A 23,518-nucleotide genomic window follows, 5' to 3' on the forward strand; every position below is an offset into this window, starting at 1 on the left:
CATTTTGGACTCACATTTCCTTTACTATACTCGAACGTGTAATTTCATATTTGGATTATAAAACTGGCTTGGGCTCTTCAACTGAAAAGTTCCTCCACCTTCATGCCAATCAACCGTTAACTTATCGTCCATAAATACAAGCTTTGTACGATCAGCGATAAAATTCATTGTGCTTGATTCAATATCCACATCGCGCTCATCTTTTTCTGCTACAGCTACTAAATCGATGATTCCACTCATGACACAACCGCAACCCTCATTATCGTAAAATAACTTTATATATTTCGCTTCACTTGGAATCGTATCCATAATCTTTTTATATGCTGCTTCTGTTACAGTAACGTACATATGTTAATCTTCATCCTCTCTTCTCTTATCATTCATATATTGTATCACCATTTTTCTTAAAAGTTATATACAGAAAATTAAGACTAATATACAATGTATGTGATAAAGTTTCAGCAATCGAGCTTTTATGAGTAGTTCATGCAGGAGAAAGGATGTTTACTATCTGTGTTCAAACTACAACGATATCCTATGTTATTAGGTCTATTTAGTAGTTTCTTCATTTCTAGCGGAATGCTATTACAGCATGTACTTCCCTATTCTCCTTCTATTGGCTGGATTCTAGGTTTTATTTGTTTCCTATCCGCTTCTTATTTTGCTACGAAGAATACAAACAACTCATAAAGCAAGAATCATCTTAAGGAGGATTATTAAACATGCCAGCCTTAAAAAAAATAGAGCAATCACTCGATCACTTATTCCAAATTGAAAAATACGGAAAAGATAGTGCCTTTAGTCGATTTATCCCAGCCGTATATGATCCTATCAAATTTCCTTGGCAACAATTTTTCGAAGCAAATTTTGTAGATTTATTTAACGGCCTTATGATGCACGGATCTGAAAATGTAAACAAAGTATTTTTAGCTGTATTCCCTACAAATGACATTCTTGAAACATTCATTTCACAATCCACACCTGGTGATTTACTCTTTATGCACCATCCCCTTGTAATGGAGTGCGGTGATCCAATTGGAAGATCAGGCCGCGGTTTCATACCAATCCCTGAAAAATATTTGCAAGAAATAAAAGAAAAACAACTTTCTATATATACATGTCACGTACCAATGGATTTTCATCAAACACATGGAACGAGTATTTCAATTGCAAAAGCATTAAACGCTACTGTAGTGGACCACTTTGCATATGGAGGTCCAGAACAAGAACCAGTTGGCCTTATTTGTGAAATAGATGAAACATCAACAGAAGCACTCCAAAAACATCTAAAACAACTCTTCCAGATTCCTTACACAGACTTCGAAGGGAAACGACATGATTCCATCAAAAAAATCGCAATTATCGCTGGATGTGGCGATGTTGTATCTTTAATGAAGGAAGCAGAAGAAAAAGGTGCTGAAGCATATATTACAGGAGAAATCCATTGCCATATCGACAATGATTACGGCCGACATAAATACTCTCTCATTATGGATTATGTAAAAGAAACGAATATGTCTCTAATTGGGGTGTCACACTCTGCCTCTGAATATTTAGTGAAAGAGACATTGATGTATGATTGGTTTAAAGAGAATTTTGATGTGGATGTTATTTTGCTTCCGCAGGAGAAATGGTGGCTCTAACACTATCATTTTTTTAATTTATATACACAATACAACCGACCACAGAAAAATAGATAAATGAGAAAGCACATGTACCTACGTAAATGCTTTCGTTGTGCCGAAAAATGAACCTACTGGTAGCACCGACTTTACTGGTGCTACCAGTATTACAGCTGGAAACCTATTTTTGTGAGAGGATACAACCGCTCTTTATATTCATACTGCAAGTGCTGTATATTCTGTTTTTCTAATTACTAACATATAGCAATTCATTTCATAAAAAAAGACCCGAGATTCGGGTCAACAAATAGAAATATAAATGAACTACAACAAATAACAGACAAAGCCATTATATATTTTTCGTAGTAAAACATCCATTAATTTCTTTTTACACTATCAATATATTATTTTTCGTTATCGTCCTCTTTTTTAGAACGTCTACCTAAGAAGAATACAAGAACTAATAATATAATTAACAGTAGTACTCCGCCGATAATGTAATATAGTGTGTAGTCTTTTTTCGCTTCTACCGCTGTATCATTTAACTTATCAGCTGTCTTTCCTTCAATTGTAAATTTCTTCGTCCATTCCCATTTTTGATTGCCATCAGTGGCTTTCACTTCTACTCGGTACGTTCCTGGATCAAATGCTTTGTTTTCCCAGCTAATAGCGTAATCAAAGTTTGAGTTTGGCGCCATTCTTAAATTTTCTTTTTTCGCTTCAAATAAAATGTCTGTACCTTTTTCTTTATATACCTTTGCATCAACACTTAAATTTTTTAACATTGCTGGCTTTACGTTTTGTAAATTTGTAGTAACAACGTTACGCCCGTTAATTTGTGTTGGCTTTACTTCGTTTAATTTCATGTCTGGTTTTACTTCAGCATCTGTTTCTTTTAAAACAACACCAATTGCGTATGCATATTTATTTTCAATCTGCACACCTTCATCTTTTTTCTTTGCATTCTCATCTTCTTTTTCTTTAAAGTATAAACCACCTAAAATAACACCATCAAACGACTCATTTGGCATTTCTAGGTTTATATCAACTGTCACTATGCTGTTAGCTGGGACTTTCGTTTCTTTTGGCATTTTAGCAATTTTAGAAAACGGATATTTCAAAGTAGAATCCGTTTTTGGTTCTACTGTACTATAATCTGTAATACCATTGCTATTCGTAATTGCTGTATTAGCAAACGATTCTACCACAACTTCTTTATTCGTATCATTTTTCATTTGGACTTGAATTGTTTGCTTTTGTCCAGGTTGCATTTTCAAATCAAAATACGTTTGATTTTTATCAATTTGATTTTCTGGTATAACTGCTGTCACAGCGAATTTCATTTCAGCTGCATATACTGAAAAAGCGTTTACCATGAAGAATGTAATTAATAGTAAGCTAGTAAATAGTTTTTTTACCATCTCTTATGTAATCCCCTTCATATCCATTTTATAGACAAGAAAGAGACAAGGTTAAAGCCATTCCCTTATCTCTTCTCATTTTCCTCTTTTATCTTAAAATTCCTCTTACTTACATAGGAGCGTCTGTTAGTTCCCAAGTTAGTGAAGTTGTGTATTGTGTTTGTTCTTTTTTCGTTTTACCTGGTACAGATAACTCTACGCTTTGTTTCGCTTCTGTTGCATCTTTACCAAACGTATTTACCCATGTACCCATACCTTGGTTTTCTTTTGCATCGATTAAATCAGATGCTGCACCACTTGGATTTAATGTGATAGATTGTTCTGCTGTTGGTGCGTCGCTACCTGCATTTGATTTCAAAGCTGAATTTTTTAATGTTAATGCCGCGCCATCCAACGCTTTATCATCTGCAGTTTTGAATTGACCATTTTGTTTTACTGTTAAATGCCATCCAGCATTTGTACCACGATTATCTGTTACTTGAACGTAGTTCGGCACGTCAATTACAGAACCGTCTACTTTTTTCTTTACTTTATCTAATTCTGCAAAGTAGATTTCGTTATTCCCTGATGCTTTTTGTGTTTTAAAGTTGAAGTTAGATACATAATCAATACTTAGTGGACCATCTGTACCTTTTTTATCTGGATCAACTGGATCTACAGTTTCATCTGGATTCTCTGGATTAACAACATCAATTTTATCTGTATTTTTCTCGAATTTAATGAATGCTTTTGAGTCTAATTTCCCGCCATCTTTCTCAGCTGCAAATGCAGACGTTCCTACTGATACTGATGATAATGTTACCGCTCCAATTAATGCTATTTTTGCTAGTTTCATAGTTTTATACCCCTTTATGATCATTTTTAAAATTCAGTCATTCTTAATTTTCAATCTTGTATAAGCTTAGTTTGGTGTATCTTCTAAAGTCCAAGTTAACTCAGCTGAATATTTCGCACCTTTTTCTTTCGCTGTCGTACCTGGTACGAATAAGCTCACACTCTTTTTACCTTGTTCTGTTCCTTTACCGAATGCAGTCGTCCAATCACCCATACCTTTATTCTTTGCGGCAGTAGTAATTTCCACCGCATCTCCACCTGGAGCTAGCGTTACTTTATTTTTAAATGTTGTAGGTGCATATTGTGCATCAGTTACAGAATTTACAGCTGGGTTACTTAAGCTTAAAGCTGCATTTGTTAACTCACTATTACCACTTTTAAATTGTGCATTTTGCTTTACTTTCAATTTCCATCCTGCATTTGTACCACGGTTATCTGTTACAGATACGAAGTTAGGTACTTCAACTGTTTTGCTCCCTTGTTTCACTTTATCCAATTTTGCAAAGTACGTTTGATCATTACCAGAGATAACTTGCTCGCCGAAGTGTAAGTTAGAAACGTAGTTAATACTTAATGGACCTTTTGTTCCTATTTCATGGTCACCAGGGTTCTCTGGTGTAACTTTTTCATTTGGATTTTCTGGATTGTTTGGATCTGTTGTGCTTGTATCTTCAATAAACGTTACATCTGTTTTTGATTTCATATTTGCTTTCTCTTCCGCAAATGCTGAAGTTCCTACTGCTGCAACTGATGTTAATGATACTGCACCGATTAATGCTAATTTTGCTAGTTTCATATGTACCTTCCCCTTTTCTCTGTTTTCATCTTTTTTTTATTTTGAATACACTTGCTTTCCCCTAATTCTTTTGAATACATATAGAGATAAAACAATCGAAAACAATCCTATATATTGTTTGAAGTCCCGTGTCTGGCCTCCTGTTTTCGGTAAATATTTATCTCCATTTTTATTTTTATCAACTGTCTCTTTTTTTGTATTTATCTTTGTCGGATCAGTTGATGTATTTGGTGTATAGCTATTCGAAAATGTAATACCCGCTTTTGAATTCGTACTTGTAGCCGTTACTACATTTGCCATAAGAAACGGCACACATATAACTGTGGAAACGATAATACCAACTATTTTTTTCATTACTCTCTCCTTTCTAAAATTTATATATTTCATATGTTTTTAGAGAGGAGCATCGGTTAATGTCCATTCTAGCTGTCCAGCATATTTAGTATTTGCTTTGACATTCGGCCCTGGTTTTACTTGTAAATGAATTCCTTCGTTTTCCTTCCAATTTAGTGAAACCTCCTCATCGTTTTTAGAAATATACGAGAATGCTTCTATACTAGAGGTACTTAAAGGTGTATCCTTTCCATTTCGTTTGTAAATCAATGCTCCTGTCAATGTGTCATTTTGCGCTGAAGTTAATGGTGTGATTTCCTTTACATATACACTCCATTTTTGCTTTTTAACACGATCATCGGTTACCTTTAAAGGATTTGAAATCGTCTTCGGTGCGTATGTCGTCGTTTTCGATGGAATTGTTAAATCTCCAAATGTAATTTCTTTTGGTACGTCTACTAACTTTAAAGTCCCATCAACGACAGTAACCGGCACTTGAATCTCCGCTTGTACACCTTGCTTCGTTTCAATTACAACCGTTACAGTATGATTCCCTATTGTTTTGGTATCTGGAATATTGATTAACTTCACTACTGATATTGGTTTATCTACATCCAAATTCGTATCTACAGATAAATCTGTCACAAATTTAGAAATATCCATTTTTGTTAAATCTGTTCCTTGCACTACTTTTTGTGGGACTGGTTTCCCAGTTGGAATACCTTTATACCTTATTTTTGCGATTCCATCTCGATTACTATCTTGTCCATTCTTATCGCCATCTAAATAATTTTTAGCTGACACCGGTATTTCAAGATAACCATCTTTATAATATTTCATTACATTAGCACCTTTTACAGGAGAACCTGTAATTGTCATTTCATAAATTTTCCCGTTGAATTCTTCTGTTTTTAGCGCATTTACTTTCGCAACCGCAGTGACTTTATTGTTTGTCCTGCTAATATCAAAGAAGCTACTTACATCATCTCCACTCTCCACATCTTGAATGGAAACATCATTCACAGTAAAATCCTTATTCACTTCACTTTCTAATACAAAAGATTTCGCATAGTGAATCTCTTTCGATTGAGCAGGCATATTTTGATATACCTTATAAGAAAGTTGACGGGAATTATCTTCCACAATATCTCCTATTACACTTGGAGCTGGAATTTCAATTTGTGCAATCGCTAATTGGTCGTATGATACATTAACACCTGAAGCATTTAATCTAACTTCTAGCGGTAATTCTGTTAAATTATCAAATGTAATTGTCATATCTGCTTCTGGAGTAGCTACTGGACCTGCTGTTCCAGAAAACTCGATTTTATTATTCCCTTTGTCTTGATACCTAATTGAACTCGTATCATACACGTATAAATTCGTTAAATGACTACCATCATTACGTAACGTTACATTTTTATAACTATTTATCCTTTTGAAATTCCACATTGCCGTTAATGGTACTTTTTTACTTGTTCCGTGTTCATAAAATTCAAAGGAAGCATTATAAGTTTGTCCTGACCTTCCGTTCCCATATAATTGTAAAAAGTTTTTTGCATCACCTTTAGTTATTGGTGTTTTAACATCTACAGATGAAGCTGTCATAGAGTGAATATTAATACGGACATCAATCCATTTCCCTTGATATTCACCAGCTTTTTTTACTAATACGTACTGTTCTCTATTTGAATTTCTAAATGTATATTGACTTTGACCAGTTCTGTCATTGCTACTACCCTTTACCTCATATGTTACTTGTGGGCTCCAAACAAATCTAAAAGCATATTTACCCGAGATAGAAGGCCCTTCACCTGTTCTATTATTTATTACCTTTACATTTGGATATTTAAGAATACTTGTAACAGGACTAGCAGCTAGTAGAGATTGGCTCTTTAATACCTTCTCAGCTTGAATAGCAGGTAATTCCTGATTATTTTCGTTTACCTTATTGCTCTCTTTTAATTCATTTTCCTTTGATACGAGTTCTTCATTAACCTTTTCTTTCGCTAAAGTCTTCGTTTCTTTTGGAACTTCAGCATTAGTAGAATTTATTTCTTGTTTTTTATTTTCTTCCGATACTTTCACTTTTTCACTTATTTCTTTTTTCATAACTTCCTCTGAAGCCTTTGGATTTTCATCAGAAATAGCTACATTTAAAGCCTCTTTTTTCTCTACAACATGTAGAGAAGGAGATTCAATTTTCTTTTCATTCCCTTCAAACTTCACTATCGGTTCAAATTTGTACTCTCCAGCTTTTTTCATTTGAATGACTACATATACGTCACCGATAAAATTACTTTGTTCATTCTTTTCAATTTTTACAATGTGATCTTCTGTTACTGAAATGTTTTGAATCGCTTTATTGTTTTCGTTCATTTTTTTCGTTTCTGCTTCATTGAACAGCTGTTCATTAGATAATTTCAGCTCGATATTAGCATCTTGTTTATTTGTATTTGTAATCTTTAATACTACATTTTCATCAACTTTTATTTCTTGTTTATCCATATGAACGATAAAACGTCCTTGCTCGTCGTTTGTAACCGCATAAACTTTCGTTGCAGAGTAATCTAGCACACCAACTTGCGTAAATAATATTCCTCCAGCGAGAAGTATACGCCCAAATTTACCTATTTGATTTTGCAATGTACTTCCCTCCCTCACTTCTTACGAACCGAATATTTCGAACATTAAATTTATTATTCAGCTAAATTTACAATCATAATGTGTATTCCTAGAAAATAAAAAGCCTGGTTGCCTTTTCGATTTTCATACATCACAACATGTGTGAAAATCCAAACTGCAACCAGACTATCATAGTAATTTTCATTACCTTAGACTCTTAGCTTTGCGACCTATCCTTTCGAATAGTGTGCCCATTTATTTTTTCTTTTTGAGACAATAAAAAATCCGGTTGCCTCTTCGATTTTCATACATACAACTATGTGTGAAAATCCAAACTGCAACCAGACTATCATAGTAATTTTCATTACTTTAGACTCTTAGCTTTGCGACCTATCCTTTCGAATAGTGTGCCAAAAATAGGTATTTATTTATCGTGTTTTGAATATACCATTAAAACCCAAAAAAGAAAATAGTTTTTTTAGAAAAAAACAATTAATTTTTATAGTCTAAATTTTTTACTTGAAAATCCATAATAAAAACTAAAAAAAAACATTTTGATCTTAGAATACATCATACATTCTTTATCGATAAAATGAGATTTTTACTATCCACAAATAGCAAGATAAAATAGAAAAACATCACTTATTTGGAAGTGATGTTTTTTCTATTTAATGCAGTGGTAACATAACCTCAACCGTCGTTCCAACCCCAACTTCACTTTCAAAACTCATTTTACCGTTGTGGTCTTTAATAATTTTTTCTGTAACTACTAAACCTAGACCAGTTCCTGTTTCTTTCGTTGTATAAAAGGCTTCATTTAACTTTGGAATTTTATCTTTCGGAATGCCGCATCCCTCATCTTTCACTTGAATGATGATTCCATCTTTTACAGTAACTTTAATCGTAATTGTTCCGCCAACTGACATTGCTTCAATTGCATTTTTAATTAAATTAAAAAAGACCTGTTTTAATCGTTTTTCATCACATGTAATTGATGGTAAGTCTTTACTGTAAATACCTTGTATGTAGACTCCTTGTTTTAAAGCAGGCTTTTCCATAACTCGAATAACATAAGAGATAATTTCTTGTATGTTATGAGTTTCTGATTCTAGTGATTTAGATTTCTCAAATCCACTAAGTTCTGTAGCAATTATATGAATCCGATCTACTTCTTGTTTCATAATATCACTATAAATTTTATCCTCTGGATGCTTGTCTGCTTGTTTATTCACAAGTTTTTTTAAGTTTGCTAAAGGTCTTCTAATCTTATAACCAATAACCGTTGCCATCTTTCCAACAGCTGCTAGTTTTTCTGTCTGTTTTATTTCTTTGTCCATCATCTCAAGCGTACGAACATAAGACTGAACCCTCAAAAATATAATCCAACATATGATAGTAAATACGCTATATAATGCCATTGGGATTAAAACGAGAGAAGATTGAATAATGATTCCTGTAAGAGCATACTTTCCGACAAGTATCGCTGGAACTAACCAGAAATATCTTTTATTCACAAAGATTGGTGCAAACAAAATAAAAAATCCTTCTACTATATTTCCACCGTCAAATTCTGCATCGCTACCATAATAAATCATAATGTTATGGATAAAATCTAATACATTATAGCCAATTAGAATAATATACTTTACCGCAAAAGCATTCTTCCATTTCATAAAGTATATCCCAACGCAAAACAATACTACCATCAAAAAGTAAAGCCATAAACCTAAACCATCTTCAAACTCTCCTACACCTTCTTGCTCTCCACCGATTAACGGTACGATAAATTCATAGGCAAGATCATATACAAAAAATATAATGAAAAATAAACTTAAAAATGCTTTCAGCGCCTTTATTTCTTCGTTTTTAAATATATAGCCTTTATTCATATGGTAACTCCTAGCTTTTCTTCCACTTGGATTTCAGTATTTCTACACTTCTTTGGGAGAATGATGTCTATTCTCGTTCCAGTATCTCTTTCACTTGAAATATGCAGCTCACCAAGGTGCTCGGCGACAATTCGATTCGCTACCGTAAGTCCCAGACCAATTTTATCCTGTTTCGTTGTATAAAAGGCCTCTGTAACACGAATTAAGTTTTCTTGCTTAATACCATGACCATTATCAATCACGCTGATCATTACATACTCTTTCCCTTTATTTTCTAATCTTACATGTAATATGCCATCTTGTTCCATTGCCTCTAAAGCATTTTTTATCGTATATAAAAAGACTCCTCTTATTTTTCGTTCATCACATTCAACTTCTATTGTTTTTTCTTCCACATTCGAAATAAACTGCACGTTTAATTCATTCATTTTTTCGCGAAGACTTGTTATTACTTGTAATACAATTTTTCCTACATCATGTTTCTTATAAATAGAAGGTTTGCATGTAGCAACTTCCATTAACTCGCTTATCATATTATTAATATTTTCTATTTCAAAAATCATACGTTTATAAGTAGGATCCTCTTCATGCTTCTCTCGTTGTAATTGCGTAAATCCTTTTAATGAAGCGAGTGGATTTTTAATTTCATGTCCAACCGTCGCTGCCATTTTTCCGATTACTGCTAATTTCTGTGATTCACTAGCAATCGCTATACTTTCCTTTACAGCTGAAAGATATTGTAAAAATCGGTTTAAAATGATATATGCAGCTATTAACATAAGTGTACACATAATAAGGAACATAAATGCTTTTACTTCCTCTAATACAAATAAATAAATTAAATATTTTCCTACAATAGAGGAAAGTAAAAACACATAGAATTTTTTATTTAAAAATATGGGTACAAAGAAAATGAGAATAATTTCTATTATATTTGTCGCATCAAACGCCGCCTTATTATAAAAAATATATGAAAATATATTAGCGATTTCTATCCCTATGTATGCAAATATCCATGCATATTTAACAAGTTTTGCCTTCTCTTTTTTCATTAAATATATATTCACGCACAGTATTGCTACTCCGCAAATAACTTGCCATACTATTTTGTATCCCTTATCCATTATTGATTTATCGTCTAATACGATTGCATAGAAAATTTGATATACAATAACAATGACATATAACACCCATAAAAGGATTTTTGCATTCTTTTCTTCTTCTTTATATGATAGAAAACTTTCTTTCACTTCAACACCCCTTCAAAATAATATCTCGAAGAATACCATTTATTATAATAAATGATTTTCATAGACAAACAAAGATAAATCGAACATTTGAGGAAAATCATCCCAACGACACAACATCTTCATGCTATATACAAGCATAAAAAACATAAACAATAATACGTATATTATGGGAGGTGTTTTTTATGGACGGCAAAAAAAATAAAAAGACAGAACAACTCCAATCTTTCACGCGTGAAAATGAAGGAAAGGAGATGACAACAAATACAGGTGTTAAAATTTCAAATGATGAAAACTCTTTAACTGCCAGTGATCGTGGCCCTACCCTTCTAGAAGATTTCCTTATGCGAGAAAAACTTTCTCACTTTGACCGTGAACGAATTCCAGAACGAGTCGTTCACGCACGAGGATACGGAGCACATGGCATTTTTGAGTTATATGAATCTTTAGAAGAGCTAACAATGGCCCCCTTTCTACAAGACCCTTCAAAAAAAACACCGCTTTTTATTCGTTTCTCTGAAGTAGCTGGATCAAAAGGAGCAAATGAAACGAATCGAGATGTAAGAGGATTCGCCGTTAAATTTTATACAGAAGAAGGAAATTTTGATTTAGTAGGAAATAATATTCCCATTTTCTTTATTCAAGATGGCATTAAATTTCCTGATCTTATTCACGCCCTTAAACCAGAGCCACATAATGAAATTCCACAGGGCCAAACAGCACATGATACTTTTTGGGACTTCATCGCCAACAATCAAGAATCAGCTGCAATGATGATGTGGATTATGTCCGATCGTGCAATTCCAAGAAGCTTTCGAATGATGCAAGGATTTGGCGTTCATACATTTCGTCTAGTTAATAAAAATGGAAAGTCACGATTCGTGAAATTCCACTGGAAGCCAAAGCTTGGCGTTCATTCGTTAATTTGGGATGAAGCACAAAAACTAGGTGGTGCTGACCCAGATTACCATCGCCGTGATTTGTGGGAAAATATTAATGCTGGAAACTATCCTGAGTACGAACTTGGCATTCAAATTTTAGAAGAAGAGGACGAATTTAAATACGACTTCGATATATTAGATGCAACGAAAATTTGGCCTGAAGAAGATTTTCCCGTTAAAATCATTGGAAAAATGACCTTAAATCGCAATGTAGATAATGTATTTGCTGAAACTGAACAAGTGGCACTACACCCTGGAAGTATCGTCCGTGGTATTGACTTTACCAATGACCCTCTCTTACAAGGTAGGCTCTTTTCTTATACAGACACACAATTAGCACGCGTTGGTACAAATTATCAAGAACTACCGATTAACCGTCCAATATGCCCATTTCATAACAACCAAAGAGATGGTGCGTCTAAATATATAATCGACAAAGGAAAAGTTGCCTACCATAACAATTCCTTAGCAAATAATTCTCCTTATACTGTACCTGGAACAAAGGGGGGATTCGTTACATATCCTTCTACTGTATCTGGTCATAAAACAAGGGAAACTGCTGCTAGCTTCAAAGACCACTTCTCTCAAGCTCGTTTATTTTGGAATAGTATGAGTCACGTCGAAAAAATCCATATTATGCAGGCTTTCTCCTTTGAATTAGGAAAAGTAAAAAGTAAATCTGTCCGCCAACAAGTCGTGGATATGATTGGACATATTAGTACAGAATTGGCTACTTTAGTTGCAGAAGCTCTCGGAGCAAAAGTCCCAAATGTGCAAGAATCCAACGTTACAAAATCATCTCCAGCACTAAGTATGGCAAATACAACCTTTAGTCCTAATACATTACGAGTAGGTGTCATTGTTGCAAATGGATATGATGGACCAAGCGCACAATATATAATAAATCAGTTCAAACAAGTAGGTCTTCAACCAGTGATCGTTTCCGAACGATTAGGCATAGTGCAGGGAACGCCAAATGGACAGTGGGAAGTAAATGATACTTTCTTAACAGGCTCACCACTCCTTTATGATGGATTACTTCTTATTGGCGGAAAGATGGATGATCATTTTCTTAACAAAGCAAGTTCATTTGTCGTAGAATCATATAATCACTTTAAGCCGATTGGCTCCTTCCAAAACAGCTCTTCTATTATTCAATCTTTAAATATCGAAGGAAAGCCTGGTGTTTTAATAGAACAAGACCCTACGCGACTAGCAAATGAATTTATTAAAGCTATGACAAAACAACGCTTTTGGGATAGAGCATATTCATAAAATAGGGGGAAATTTATGTTTGTTACTGTCGAGAAAGGTGTGCATATTTTTGTGCAAGACGTTAATCCTGGTCCAGATAGTAAGACTGTTTTCTTTGTTCACGGATGGCCTTTAAATCATCAAATGTACCAATATCAACTCAATGTTTTACCAGAGCATGGCTTTCGCTGTATCGCCATGGATATACGAGGGAATGGGCAATCTGATAAGCCATGGACTGGTTACACGTATGATCGATTAGCCGATGATATCGCAATTGTTCTGGAAGCACTTCAAGTAGAGAACGCTACGTTAGTCGGTTTCTCAGTTGGTGGTGCTCTTTCTATTCGCTATATGTCTCGCTATAATGAGCGCCGCATTTCTAAGCTCGCATTAATTGACGCTGTCTCCCCCTCTTTCGTTAAAAATCAAGAGTCCCCTTACGGTGTACCGAAAGAACAAGCAGATGCTCTCATTAATCAAATGTATGCTAATTTACCAAAATTTTTAAATGATGTATCTTTATCCTTTTTCAATAGAAACTTAGGAGCTGCAACCCTTGAATGGTTTTCTTATCTCGGTATGCAGTCCGCTTCTTATGCCCTTATCAAAATTTTACAAGCAGCTGCAAATGAAGATGTAACGAAAGATTTAAATAAAATTAACGTCCCAACAAAAATCTTCCACGGCGTTCACGATCAACTAATTCCTTACAAAAGTGCTGAGCTTACGCAACAACGAATTAAAAATTCTCAGTTACATGCTCTTACAAATAGTGGTCATGGTTCACCAATCGATCAAGCGGATGAATTAAATAAAGAACTGATAAAATTTTTACAGACATAACAACTGCAATATAAGAATGAACGTTAACATAATCGTTTTTTATAAAACATAAAATTCACACATTTCTCACAAATACACAAATAAAACGATTATATTTTCATATATACTAAATGTACAAGTAATACTCCCTAAACTCAGCTTGTCTGGTTACCCCGTTAAATACTATGAAAAAAGAACTTGTATCGTTATACAAGTTCTTTTTGTTTCTTTTATTTAAAGAGAATATCTTTACTATATTGATTTCCAACGAGTAAATCATATTGAAGCATTTTATATTGCTCTAACATTTCTTTTTGTTTCTTTGTTAAATCATTGATTACTTCTCCATTTTTATCAACTTTTAATTCATCTCTAAGCACTGGTATTTCCTTGTAAAGTTCCGACAAAAATTGATAAAATAAGGATTTATTTAATCCTGCATAATCAAAAATAAGATTAGAAAAATGAATTGGGCTTACTAAACCTAAATTATCATTTGGCATATCAAAGTTTGCATACATTAATAACGGAGTTTGCGCCATCGCTAAACGTTCGCTCGGTGTTTTTTCATTCGTTATATACCCATTTTCTTTATAAAAAGATTTATTTGTTCCTAATGATGGAAGATGATCTCCAAAGAATACTAATAATGTAGGTCTATCTAAATTATCTAGTTGCTCTATTAAATATTGAAGGGCCTCATCTGAACGTCTTAATCCTTCTGTATACGTCTCTAATTCTCCCTTTGATTCTTCATTTTCTAGACCGCTAATTTCTATTAGGTTTTCACCAAATCGGCCTTCTGTAAATGGAAAATGATTTTGCATCGTAACTGCATGAATAAATGTTGGCTGTTTTTGTTCCTCTAACTCAGCAATTATCTCTTTACTCATCGCTAAATCACTAATATAATCTCCATCAATATCCAAATTTTCCATCGTGTCCTCTGCATTAAACTTATCAAATCCTAACACCTTATATACATCGTCACGTTTAAAGAATGTGCGACCAAATGAATGAATTGCACTTGTATAATAACCTTCTTTTTTCAACGCCGTAGGGATTGATGGAATTTCTTTCTTATTTGTAATGACCTGCTGATATGGTATAGAACCTGGCTTTAACAAACTCATCGAATAACTCGTTAATGCCTCAAATTCAACGTTCGCCGTATTTCCCCCAAATGTAGGAGAAATAGTTTGTCCACCAGGAAAGTTTTCTATATAATGATGTAAATTTGGTACAGGATCTTCACTAAAAGAAAGGTTAGTTACTTTCGTCGGATCCCAAAACGATTCACTCATTACAAAAATAATATTCGGTTTCTCTTTTTTCTTTTCATTCCCTATATTTCCACTATATTGTTTTTTTATATCGTTTGCTATTTGAAGCATATTTTCTTTAGAATAATTTTTTGGTTTTTCCATAACTGTTGTATCTAAATTGCTAATAAACCCTAGTACAAAACCATTTGAAGCATAGTTCTCATTTTGATTCCACAAAACAAAATCTACACCTGATTTTTGAAATACTTTATTCATAAATGTATTCGCAAAATTACCGTACGCATATAGAACAAAAATAGATCCTACTACTAATAAGGTTCTTATTCCTAGATGAATCTTTACATTTTGAATATATCTTCTCATATATATCCCTACTACAATACAAGCTACGATACTTAAGATAATGACAAAAATATAGCTCCAGCTAAAATAGTCCATCACCATCGGTATAACAGATTGCATATGCGTAATTTGTGTGAAATCAGAAGGATATAACGGATCGCCTCTGAAAATAAGCTTTAAATAATTCACAATACCTAAAATGACTAACGTACAGCTCGTTAAAACCATACTTAGAAAAACCTTACCTATTAAATTATATACAAGAATATATATTGCATAAATTACTACAAAGCTTAATATAAACTGCATATTATAAAAGTAAATCCAATTCATTGCCTCTATGAAACTCATATTAACTTGCATGACAATATAAAATAACGCTACTGTATGAGCTAGTAAAAGTAATATAAAATGCACTCGCAGGGATGCTCTAAGTATAGACATCTCTTTTTTATTGAAATGCGTAATATAAAACGTTATGCCCCATATGAAAATCATCATAACACTTAAAACAAGCTTTTGATTTAAATGATCTTTCATCATGTCTAAATTAAAAACCTTTAAAATCATAAACAGCATAGTTATTACTAATAAAGTCACCATACTACTTATAATGCTAGAAATTAATATATTTCTTTTTGGAAGATGAAAAAGTGTAGAACCATACTTCAATTCATTCCCTCGTTTCTATGTCTTAATTTCCCCCGCATCGAAAGAACTATTTCTATTAAAATAACATATATTACATATTTCGTCTGCATACTTGCTTCTATCATAAATGTTTTGTCTTAATATTCCCTTAATCAACCGTTAAATTATGGTATACAAATTACTCATTCTTGAAAAGCTTAATTTCAGCACTCCACTTTATGATATAATAACTATGTTTTGGAAATCCTTAATACTATTAAAGATTTCACATAAAAATACGAAAGAATCAATAAAAAAGGAGTTGCTCATTTTTGCTTACTAAGTTTAAGAGTTTGCCTAAAGCGGTATATGCAATTTTGGCGCTGTCTTTCCTGTTGCACGTTTTTTGTTTAGTAAAACAGCCAGGATTAGATGGAGAGTTAGTCAAAGTAACATATGGTGCAAATGATGCCTTTAACTATTCGTTAACAGCTGAACAACTATTAAAACATGGTGTATTTGGTTATGTGTATTTAGAACCTAGTGAAGTTCCAGGGAAAAATGCATATATCACACCAGGTCAGCCATTACTATTAGCTGGCGCTATGATTATTTCTGATATTACATCAATTCCTTACTATTACGTAGCAACTGTTATTAACATGATCATGAACCTTTGCACAGTGCTATTAGTATTCTTAATAGGAAAAGAATTGTTCGAAAAAAACATTTATGGAATTGTTGCAAGTATTTTATATGCTATTTATCCAAGTAACTATACATACTTCCGTACATTGCTAACAGAAGTTCCATCCATATTCTTATTGGCGTTATGTGTATATGTATTTGTTCTCGCATGGAAATACAATAAAGTGAAATTCCATATATGGTTTGGAATTGTCGTTTCAATCTTACTTATGTTCCGTCCAAATCCAGCTCCAATGATGCTCATTCCTGTTCTTGTTGTGTTATTTACATATGGATTTAAAGACTCCATTCGAATCGGATTGTTATGGCTTATCGGACCTTTCTTTATTATTGGCGCATGGGTTGTTCGTAACTACTTAGCACTCAACCAATTTATTTTATTCTCAACCCAAGGTGCAGATCCACTAATTGCCGGTGCAGATCCATTTAATAAAATTGGATATGAAAATATAGTAAATGAAATGAGAGCTAAAGGCTTAGATGACAAAGGTGCATACGCAAAAGAATTAATCAAGAACGGATTTAAGACGGACTTCACTTATTGGTTCTCTTGGTTCACTGTCGGTAAAACAATTGAATTATTCAAAACAGCTCCTGCTGTAGACCAATACCGTATTCACAACTTTATGCAACTATGTCATAGAGTGTTTATCCTCGGTACATTCTTGAGCAGCTTCTGCTTCATGCTAAATTCATTTAAACATAAACGCGTTATGATGCTAGTAGCAAGTTCTATTATTTACATTATCTTCTCAAACTTATTCTTAGCAATTAATCGCTATGGATTTTTCATTAATCCTCTTATGTGCTTAATTCTTGCATACGGATTAATTCACATTGTGCAGAAGCTTCCATTCTTCCGCACTAAGCAAGCATAATAAGAAAGAGGTCGCCCACCGTTGGACGACCTCTTTCTTATTACCCCACACTTTGCACACGGCCAATTTGTCCATTCTGTAATCACACTTTAATTCCGTATGTATGTTTTTCTGTATTTGTGAAAATATCTTTCACAACACCACTCACTGTTTTTCTTATAAATGCTCATTTTTAATTACTATAACGAAAAGAACCTGCCACAAGACAGGTTCTTTTCGTTATTTTATGATAAAAGAGAAAATGATTAGCATGTGTATTATATAAAAGGAAGCAGCCATATTTTCCATACGATACATACGAGTACTATAATTACAAAATCAAAAAAATCTAATCTCGGACCTTTTTTCATATTCATATGTAGCCACATATGAAACCATTTTATTTTTGTATATTTATGGATGTTTTTCTTTGCAAATCGGTAAATAAGCATTTGCATGATAAAAAATCCGGCCACAAAAATAAATAATAAGATGAGAAATCCAATCACAAAATTCCTCCTATTTTTGTAGCGTTTTTTCTACTATCCGATTTTTCAAAACCCACTCTTCAAACTGGGCACTTCCAAATTCCCAGCTAAGATCGCGAGCATGTACAGAAAAAACGTAATGACCAGCATATTCGTCCATAAATCTCCCTAACTCTACATCGTCTTTCTGAATACCGTATACTCCAAAATTAAAATACACATCCCATACGTCTTCATTCTTTCTCTTATAAGCAATCGATTCCATATCACATTCTGTCCCGAAATAATCAAGATGTAAATGTACGCTATCATCGTATTCGTACTCCATTTTATCACCCCTTATATTTGTACTTCTTTACCACCAAAAAAATTCCTGCTATCTACACTCACATATGGGCGATTACCTACATATCATGCTTGTAGAGTGACTTCTAGGAGGTGTTATATAGTGAAAAAATTAATCGCGATTTTTTGCATCATGTTACTAGCTGTTTTTACTTTTGCTGCTTGTAGTAGTAAAAAAGAAGGTACGAAAGAACAAACTCAAAACATTCGCGTCGGCGAAGTTACCCATTCTCTCTTCTATGCCCCATTATATGTTGGGATTGAAAAAGGATTTTTTAAAGATGAAGGACTAAATATTGACCTACAAACAACAGCTGGTGGCGATAAAACGATGACCGCCCTATTATCTGGCGGAATTGATATTGCTCTCGTCGGTTCTGAAACGTCTATTTACGTTCATCAACAAGGAGCGAAAGACCCTGTCATTAACTTTGCACAGCTTACACAAACAGATGGGACATTTTTAGTTTCACGTAAAAAACTAGACTCTTTTAATTGGAATGACGTGAAAGGTGTTACGTTTTTAGGACAACGTAAAGGCGGCATGCCGCAAATGGTTGGAGAATACGTTTTAAAGAAAAATGGCATTGACCCTCATAAAGATACAAACTTAATTCAAAATATCGAATTTGCTAATATTGCAAATGCCTTCGCATCTGGTACTGGAGAGTTTGTACAGCTCTTTGAACCGACTGCAAGTATACTTGAGAAAGAAGGTAAAGGTTATATCGTCGCTTCATTCGGAAATGAATCTGGTACTGTTCCTTATACAACGTTCATGGCAAAAGAAAGTTTCTTAAAGAAAGATAAAACTGCTGCTGAAAAGTTCACACGTGCTCTCTATAAAGCACAGCAATGGGTTGATACACATAGTCCAGAAGAGATTGCTGATACTGTTTCCCCGCTATTTAAAGACACTTCAAAAGACATTACAGTAAAAGTAATTGAACGGTATAAAAAGCAACATTCTTATGCGACAAATCCACTATTAGATGCAGAAGAATGGAAACAGCTCCAAACTATTATGAAAGACGCTGGTGAATTACAAAAAGAAGTCCCACATGAAGCGCTCGTCAATACAAAAATTGCCGAAAGCGTTATTAAGAAATAGAGGCGAAGTGTATGAGTTTTTTGCAAATACGTAACGTTTCTCACTGTTTTTTTGCAAAAGAGAATGCCAAACTTATTCTCGAAGATATGAGCTTACAAGTGGAAGAAGGCGAATTTATTTCTATACTCGGTCCAAGTGGTTGCGGTAAAACAACGCTCCTCTCAATCATTGCTGGACTACTTGATCCAATTGACGGTATCGTCTTTTTAGATGGTGAACCGATTACAACGAAAACAACATCTATGGGATATATGTTGCAACAAGATTACTTATTCCCTTGGAAAACGATTGAAGAAAATATTATGCTTGGACTTCATATTCGAAAGATTTATGATGAGCAGATGAAAGAACATACTTTAAATCTTTTAAAACAAGTCGGTCTTCATGGTGTAGAAGAACAATATCCTCGTGAACTATCCGGCGGTATGCGTCAACGTGCCGCTCTCGTTCGAACATTAGCGACTGATCCGAAAATTTTATTACTAGATGAACCATTCTCCGCACTCGATTATCAAACGAAATTAAAACTAGAAGAACTCGTTTTCAACTTACTAAATAAATATAAGAAAACATCACTACTTGTTACTCATGATATTGAAGAAGCGATCGCGATGAGTGATCGTATTTATTTACTGCAAGCGAATCCCGGAAAAATCGCAAAAACCTTTATCGTCCCGGAAAGTATCCGTTCTTTATCACCGTTAGAAGCACGCCATCACTACGATTTCCCAGCCCTCTTTCAAGATATATGGAAGGAGCTGGAACGACTTGGATAATATAAAACAACTACATGAACAATTTCGAAAGAACGAACGCAGACGCGCTTGGATTGCTCGCTCGCTACAACTTTTACTACTTATACTTTTCTTTGCACTATGGGAAATAGCTAGTAAAAAAGAATGGATTGATCCTTTACTCTTTAGCTCTCCTTCGAGTATTTGGGATCTCTTCTTAACGAAATGGATCGACGGTTCACTTTGGGTCCACATATGGACGACATTACTGGAAACAGGAGTAGGCTTCATTCTCGGAACAGTACTTGGTGCTATTATTGCCACGTTCCTTTGGTGGATGCCACTTCTAGCCCGCGTACTTGATCCTTATCTCGTCGTCCTAAATGCAATGCCAAAAGTTGCACTCGGTCCAATCATCATCGTTATTTTCGGTCCAAACATTTCATCTTCTATCGCAATGGGAGTAATCATTTCCATCATCATTACCATTCTCGTTATTTACAGTGCATTTCAAGAAGTCGATTCTAACTATATAAAAGTGATGGACACATTTGGTGCAAATAAATGGCAATGTTATAAGCAAGTCGTTCTCCCTGCATCCTTTCCAGCAATTATCTCAACGTTAAAAGTAAACGTTGGTTTATCCTGGGTCGGTGTTATTTTCGGAGAACTTCTCGTTTCCAAACAAGGACTTGGCTACTTAATTAGCTACGGATTCCAAGTCTTTAACTTCACACTCGTCTTACTTAGCGTACTACTCACATGTGTTCTTGCAACTCTTATGTATGTATTTGTTGAGGCATTTGAAAAAATTCTAATTGGAAAAAGAAAAAGAAGCTGACTCAAAACAGTGCGCTATAGTCAGCTTCTTTCTTTTACCTTTTATCACACATTTTCGTTTCATTTGTAATGTTTCCATCCGCAACCGTAACTGTATGGAAACAGTCTTTCACACGTACTGTAACGACATTATCTTTTCGATCTATCACATGATAATCATTAAACTTTTCATTCAAAGCACTACGAATTTGCTCCCCTTCAAAAATCGGAAAACCGTGAGACATTACCCAAATGAGACCAGCAACAGCAAGAATCGTTTTCATACGTTTCATTACCTCCTCGAGAGTAAACTTATAGTCCCTACAACACGCGCATTATAATTGTGTCTAAATTGTGACATTTTTATACTAATTCTATTTTATACCGCCAGTTCCTTCTTCTTTTTAATTAAAATACAGAATTTTCAATTTTATCAACATGAGAAAACGCAAAGAATTAAAAATTCTTCACGCTTTACTTTAACGAAACTATATCGAACACATAACTCACATTAGTCTCCACTTTGTTGTTCTATCGTTTTCGAAACATCATATAATCCTGACAGCACTTCCGCTCTCATTTTTACAAGCTCAGGGAACTGATAGAAGAAAGCAATTTTCTTATATTTTAACTCTGTTCCTTCTTTCACTTTTTTTGAATCTTGCAAAATAAACGCTGTAAACGTATCAGCAATATCTTCTGCTACATTTGTCGTTCCATACTGTGAGACAAACTCATCTTGCTTTTCTTTAAAAAACTCAATTTGAGTTTCTTCACTTTCTTCTACTTTCTTTTCTGTCCACTCTTGCTCAATAGGCTTCCAGAAAGAGTTATAAAATTGATTAATATAAGATTTTCCCTTCGCACATCCCTCTTGTAAGAAAAGATTTCCACATTTATTTCGGTACGTTGAAATATCTTTATCTTCTTCAAAAGCCTTTACATAGTTTTCATCTACTGGTATTTGCTTATGCCCGAGCGTCAACACGTGAGCCGTCTCATGAATTAATGTTTTCATCACTTCATCGATATTTACCGCAGAATCAAGCGTATCTAGGCTAAGAGTCCAGTCTTTCGGATTCTCCATACTCGGCATAACATGGGCAACAACACCGTCATAACCATCTGTTATTAAATCAAATTCTGTTATATTCCCACGATATTTAGCTGGAATGAGTGTACGATACATATCCCATAAGTCTTCATGATACCCTCTATCTTGACGTTGTTGTAGCACCTCTTCTTTCGCTTCTTTATCTTCAGCGAATACTTTATTTAAACGTTTCCGTTCTATTTTTTCAAAATAAGGATCTACAATTTCATCACCATCGATATAATAAGAAGCTAAAAAGAAATAACTTTCATCATCATCCTCATCATCTTTTTTCTGCTCTGCCTCTTTCATATCCGCACTTTCATGCTCTTCTATTTCATAATCTTCTACTGCTTCAAGCTCAGATAATCCATCTATTTTTTCATATACTTTTTGAAGTTTCTTATCTCCTATTTCCACACATTCTTCGTCTGTTTTACACACTTCTTTTTCTTTCACACTCTTCATAGAACTTTCGCATCCTGCTAGTAAGCCGATTGCAACGATAACCCCTACTAACTTGCCATACAGTCTCTTCATACAGTCCTCCATCAATACATTCTACAAAAATATAATAATCATTTTTTAACGAATATGCGATAATTAATTATAAAAACTGCAAGGAGGCTTCTCATGATTCGTGCAATCTTATTCGACTTAGATGGAACACTATTAGATCGGCGCCAATCTTTAAAACAATTTATTTATGAGCAATATAATCGCTTCTCCTCACATTTGATGAGTATAGAGAAATCAGAGTATTGTTCTCGATTTCTTGAACTCGATAATAATGGTTATACGTGGAAGGATAAAGTATATGCTACTCTCCTTTCCGAATACAACATTACTACTTTAACGCAAGAGCAACTGCTACACGACTATATTACAAACTTCCAACATCATTGTATTCCTTTCAAAAACACGCATGAACTACTTCAACAGTTAAAACAGCGAAACATTAAAATTGGTATTATCACAAATGGTTTTACTGAATTTCAGATGAGCAACCTTCGAGCACTACATATACATACGTATACAAACACCATTCTCGTTTCAGAAGCTGAAGGAATTAAAAAACCTCACCCTGAAATTTTCGAACGTGCTTTGCAAAGACTAGATGTTAAGGCAGAAGAATGTCTTTATGTTGGAGATCATCCAGAAAACGATGTGCTTGGTTCTGAACAAGTAGGAATTCTTGGTGTTTGGAAAAAAGATTCGTTTTGGGGTGATTTTAAGCATTCACGTATCGTAGATGATTTGTTGGGGGTGCTTTCGTTTTTAGAGGTGGAGGTATCAACACAATAATAACAAATAAATT

Annotated in this window: 22 protein-coding genes, 1 pseudogene and 2 riboswitches; of the genes and pseudogenes, 9 read left to right on the forward strand and 14 right to left on the reverse strand. The window is 34.1% G+C overall.

What is annotated here, in order from left to right; genetic code table 11:
- Positions 1–24: 24 nt before the first annotated feature.
- A complete protein-coding gene (locus ACS2FK_RS23270) occupies positions 25–348 on the reverse strand; it encodes an iron-sulfur cluster biosynthesis family protein (protein WP_000289570.1) in 324 nt (107 codons plus the stop codon).
- Positions 349–513: 165 nt separating this feature from the next.
- Between ACS2FK_RS23270 and ACS2FK_RS23275 the strand changes: the two genes are divergently transcribed.
- Both ACS2FK_RS23275 and ACS2FK_RS23280 read left to right on the forward strand, forming a co-directional pair.
- Entirely contained in the window at positions 514–690 is a 177-nt protein-coding gene (locus ACS2FK_RS23275) for a hypothetical protein (protein ID WP_015406513.1), read from the forward strand.
- Positions 691–722: 32 nt separating this feature from the next.
- Positions 723–1,643, forward strand: coding sequence for a Nif3-like dinuclear metal center hexameric protein (locus ACS2FK_RS23280; protein WP_063548851.1), 921 nt, complete (start codon positions 723–725; stop codon positions 1,641–1,643).
- 383 nt (positions 1,644–2,026) lie between these two features.
- Here ACS2FK_RS23280 and ACS2FK_RS23285 read toward each other — a convergent pair whose 3' ends face one another.
- The 7 genes from ACS2FK_RS23285 to ACS2FK_RS23315 all read right to left on the reverse strand — a co-directional run bounded on the left by ACS2FK_RS23285 (position 2,027) and on the right by ACS2FK_RS23315 (position 10,770).
- Entirely contained in the window at positions 2,027–3,043 is a 1,017-nt protein-coding gene (locus ACS2FK_RS23285; RefSeq protein WP_023523218.1) for a DUF916 and DUF3324 domain-containing protein, read from the reverse strand.
- A 109-nt stretch (positions 3,044–3,152) separates the two neighbouring features.
- On the reverse strand, positions 3,153–3,878 hold the full coding sequence (locus ACS2FK_RS23290) for a WxL domain-containing protein (RefSeq protein WP_000761506.1): 726 nt from the start codon (positions 3,876–3,878) through the stop codon (positions 3,153–3,155).
- Positions 3,879–3,944: 66 nt separating this feature from the next.
- The gene (locus tag ACS2FK_RS23295; RefSeq protein WP_000761531.1) at positions 3,945–4,673 is read right to left on the reverse strand and encodes a WxL domain-containing protein; all 729 of its coding nucleotides are present in this window, start codon (positions 4,671–4,673) and stop codon (positions 3,945–3,947) included.
- Between the two features lie 36 nt (positions 4,674–4,709).
- Entirely contained in the window at positions 4,710–5,027 is a 318-nt protein-coding gene (locus tag ACS2FK_RS23300) for a hypothetical protein (RefSeq protein ID WP_000724871.1), read from the reverse strand.
- A gap of 39 nt (positions 5,028–5,066) precedes the next feature.
- Complete coding sequence (locus tag ACS2FK_RS23305; RefSeq protein WP_001180904.1) at positions 5,067–7,652, reverse strand: WxL domain-containing protein; 2,586 nt, start codon at positions 7,650–7,652, stop codon at positions 5,067–5,069.
- A gap of 152 nt (positions 7,653–7,804) precedes the next feature.
- A riboswitch (cyclic di-GMP riboswitch) is annotated at positions 7,805–7,893 on the reverse strand.
- 71 nt (positions 7,894–7,964) lie between these two features.
- Positions 7,965–8,053, reverse strand: a riboswitch (cyclic di-GMP riboswitch).
- A 246-nt stretch (positions 8,054–8,299) separates the two neighbouring features.
- A complete protein-coding gene (locus ACS2FK_RS23310) occupies positions 8,300–9,520 on the reverse strand; it encodes an ATP-binding protein (protein ID WP_023523221.1) in 1,221 nt (406 codons plus the stop codon).
- The gene (locus ACS2FK_RS23315) at positions 9,517–10,770 is read right to left on the reverse strand and encodes an ATP-binding protein (protein ID WP_063548853.1); all 1,254 of its coding nucleotides are present in this window, start codon (positions 10,768–10,770) and stop codon (positions 9,517–9,519) included. The genes ACS2FK_RS23310 and ACS2FK_RS23315 overlap by 4 nt, the downstream gene beginning before the upstream one ends.
- A 182-nt stretch (positions 10,771–10,952) precedes the next feature.
- Between ACS2FK_RS23315 and ACS2FK_RS23320 the strand changes: the two genes are divergently transcribed.
- Both ACS2FK_RS23320 and ACS2FK_RS23325 read left to right on the forward strand, forming a co-directional pair.
- Entirely contained in the window at positions 10,953–12,983 is a 2,031-nt protein-coding gene (locus ACS2FK_RS23320) for a catalase (RefSeq protein ID WP_063548855.1), read from the forward strand.
- A 15-nt stretch (positions 12,984–12,998) separates the two neighbouring features.
- Positions 12,999–13,808, forward strand: a complete 810-nt coding sequence (locus ACS2FK_RS23325; protein WP_063548857.1) for an alpha/beta fold hydrolase — start codon at positions 12,999–13,001, stop codon at positions 13,806–13,808.
- Between the two features lie 209 nt (positions 13,809–14,017).
- Here the strand turns inward: ACS2FK_RS23325 and ACS2FK_RS23330 are convergent, their stop codons facing one another.
- Positions 14,018–16,087 carry an LTA synthase family protein gene (locus ACS2FK_RS23330; protein ID WP_063548859.1) on the reverse strand — a complete coding sequence of 690 codons (2,070 nt, stop codon included), beginning with the start codon at positions 16,085–16,087 and terminating at the stop codon, positions 14,018–14,020.
- Between the two features lie 290 nt (positions 16,088–16,377).
- Here ACS2FK_RS23330 and ACS2FK_RS23335 point away from each other — a divergent pair, with 290 nt between their 5' ends.
- Complete coding sequence (locus tag ACS2FK_RS23335) at positions 16,378–17,631, forward strand: glycosyltransferase family 39 protein (protein ID WP_048565081.1); 1,254 nt, start codon at positions 16,378–16,380, stop codon at positions 17,629–17,631.
- An 82-nt stretch (positions 17,632–17,713) separates the two neighbouring features.
- On the opposite strand, the pseudogene ACS2FK_RS23340 reads toward ACS2FK_RS23335, so the two are convergent.
- From ACS2FK_RS23340 to ACS2FK_RS23350, 3 genes and pseudogenes are all read right to left on the reverse strand, one after another.
- Positions 17,714–17,785 (reverse strand): annotated as a pseudogene (locus tag ACS2FK_RS23340) (DUF2196 domain-containing protein); the annotation flags it as partial.
- Between the two features lie 103 nt (positions 17,786–17,888).
- Positions 17,889–18,119, reverse strand: a complete 231-nt coding sequence (locus tag ACS2FK_RS23345) for a hypothetical protein (RefSeq protein WP_000578980.1) — start codon at positions 18,117–18,119, stop codon at positions 17,889–17,891.
- Between the two features lie 10 nt (positions 18,120–18,129).
- Positions 18,130–18,426 (reverse strand): DUF3986 family protein, encoded by a 297-nt coding sequence (locus ACS2FK_RS23350; protein ID WP_000455579.1) that lies wholly within the window; start codon positions 18,424–18,426, stop codon positions 18,130–18,132.
- Between the two features lie 120 nt (positions 18,427–18,546).
- Between ACS2FK_RS23350 and ACS2FK_RS23355 the strand changes: the two genes are divergently transcribed.
- The 3 genes from ACS2FK_RS23355 to ACS2FK_RS23365 are packed head-to-tail and all read left to right on the forward strand — an operon-like array spanning position 18,547 to position 21,129.
- Positions 18,547–19,554: an ABC transporter substrate-binding protein gene (locus ACS2FK_RS23355; RefSeq protein ID WP_063548861.1), complete on the forward strand. Its 1,008-nt coding sequence runs from the start codon at positions 18,547–18,549 to the stop codon at positions 19,552–19,554.
- A gap of 11 nt (positions 19,555–19,565) precedes the next feature.
- Complete coding sequence (locus ACS2FK_RS23360; RefSeq protein ID WP_063548863.1) at positions 19,566–20,330, forward strand: ABC transporter ATP-binding protein; 765 nt, start codon at positions 19,566–19,568, stop codon at positions 20,328–20,330.
- Positions 20,323–21,129 (forward strand): ABC transporter permease, encoded by an 807-nt coding sequence (locus ACS2FK_RS23365; protein ID WP_000368798.1) that lies wholly within the window; start codon positions 20,323–20,325, stop codon positions 21,127–21,129. Before ACS2FK_RS23360 ends, ACS2FK_RS23365 begins: the two co-directional genes overlap by 8 nt.
- Positions 21,130–21,163: 34 nt before the next feature.
- Here the strand turns inward: ACS2FK_RS23365 and ACS2FK_RS23370 are convergent, their stop codons facing one another.
- Positions 21,164–21,391, reverse strand: a complete 228-nt coding sequence (locus ACS2FK_RS23370) for a hypothetical protein (protein ID WP_000849112.1) — start codon at positions 21,389–21,391, stop codon at positions 21,164–21,166.
- Between the two features lie 227 nt (positions 21,392–21,618).
- Complete coding sequence (locus tag ACS2FK_RS23375; RefSeq protein ID WP_063548865.1) at positions 21,619–22,740, reverse strand: hypothetical protein; 1,122 nt, start codon at positions 22,738–22,740, stop codon at positions 21,619–21,621.
- A 93-nt stretch (positions 22,741–22,833) separates the two neighbouring features.
- Between ACS2FK_RS23375 and ACS2FK_RS23380 the strand changes: the two genes are divergently transcribed.
- Positions 22,834–23,505, forward strand: coding sequence for an HAD family hydrolase (locus ACS2FK_RS23380; protein WP_063548867.1), 672 nt, complete (start codon positions 22,834–22,836; stop codon positions 23,503–23,505).
- Positions 23,506–23,518 lie beyond the last annotated feature (13 nt).

It is taken from the genome of Bacillus cereus group sp. BceL220, assembly GCF_051776965.1.
Taxonomy (GTDB): domain Bacteria; phylum Bacillota; class Bacilli; order Bacillales; family Bacillaceae_G; genus Bacillus_A; species Bacillus_A cereus.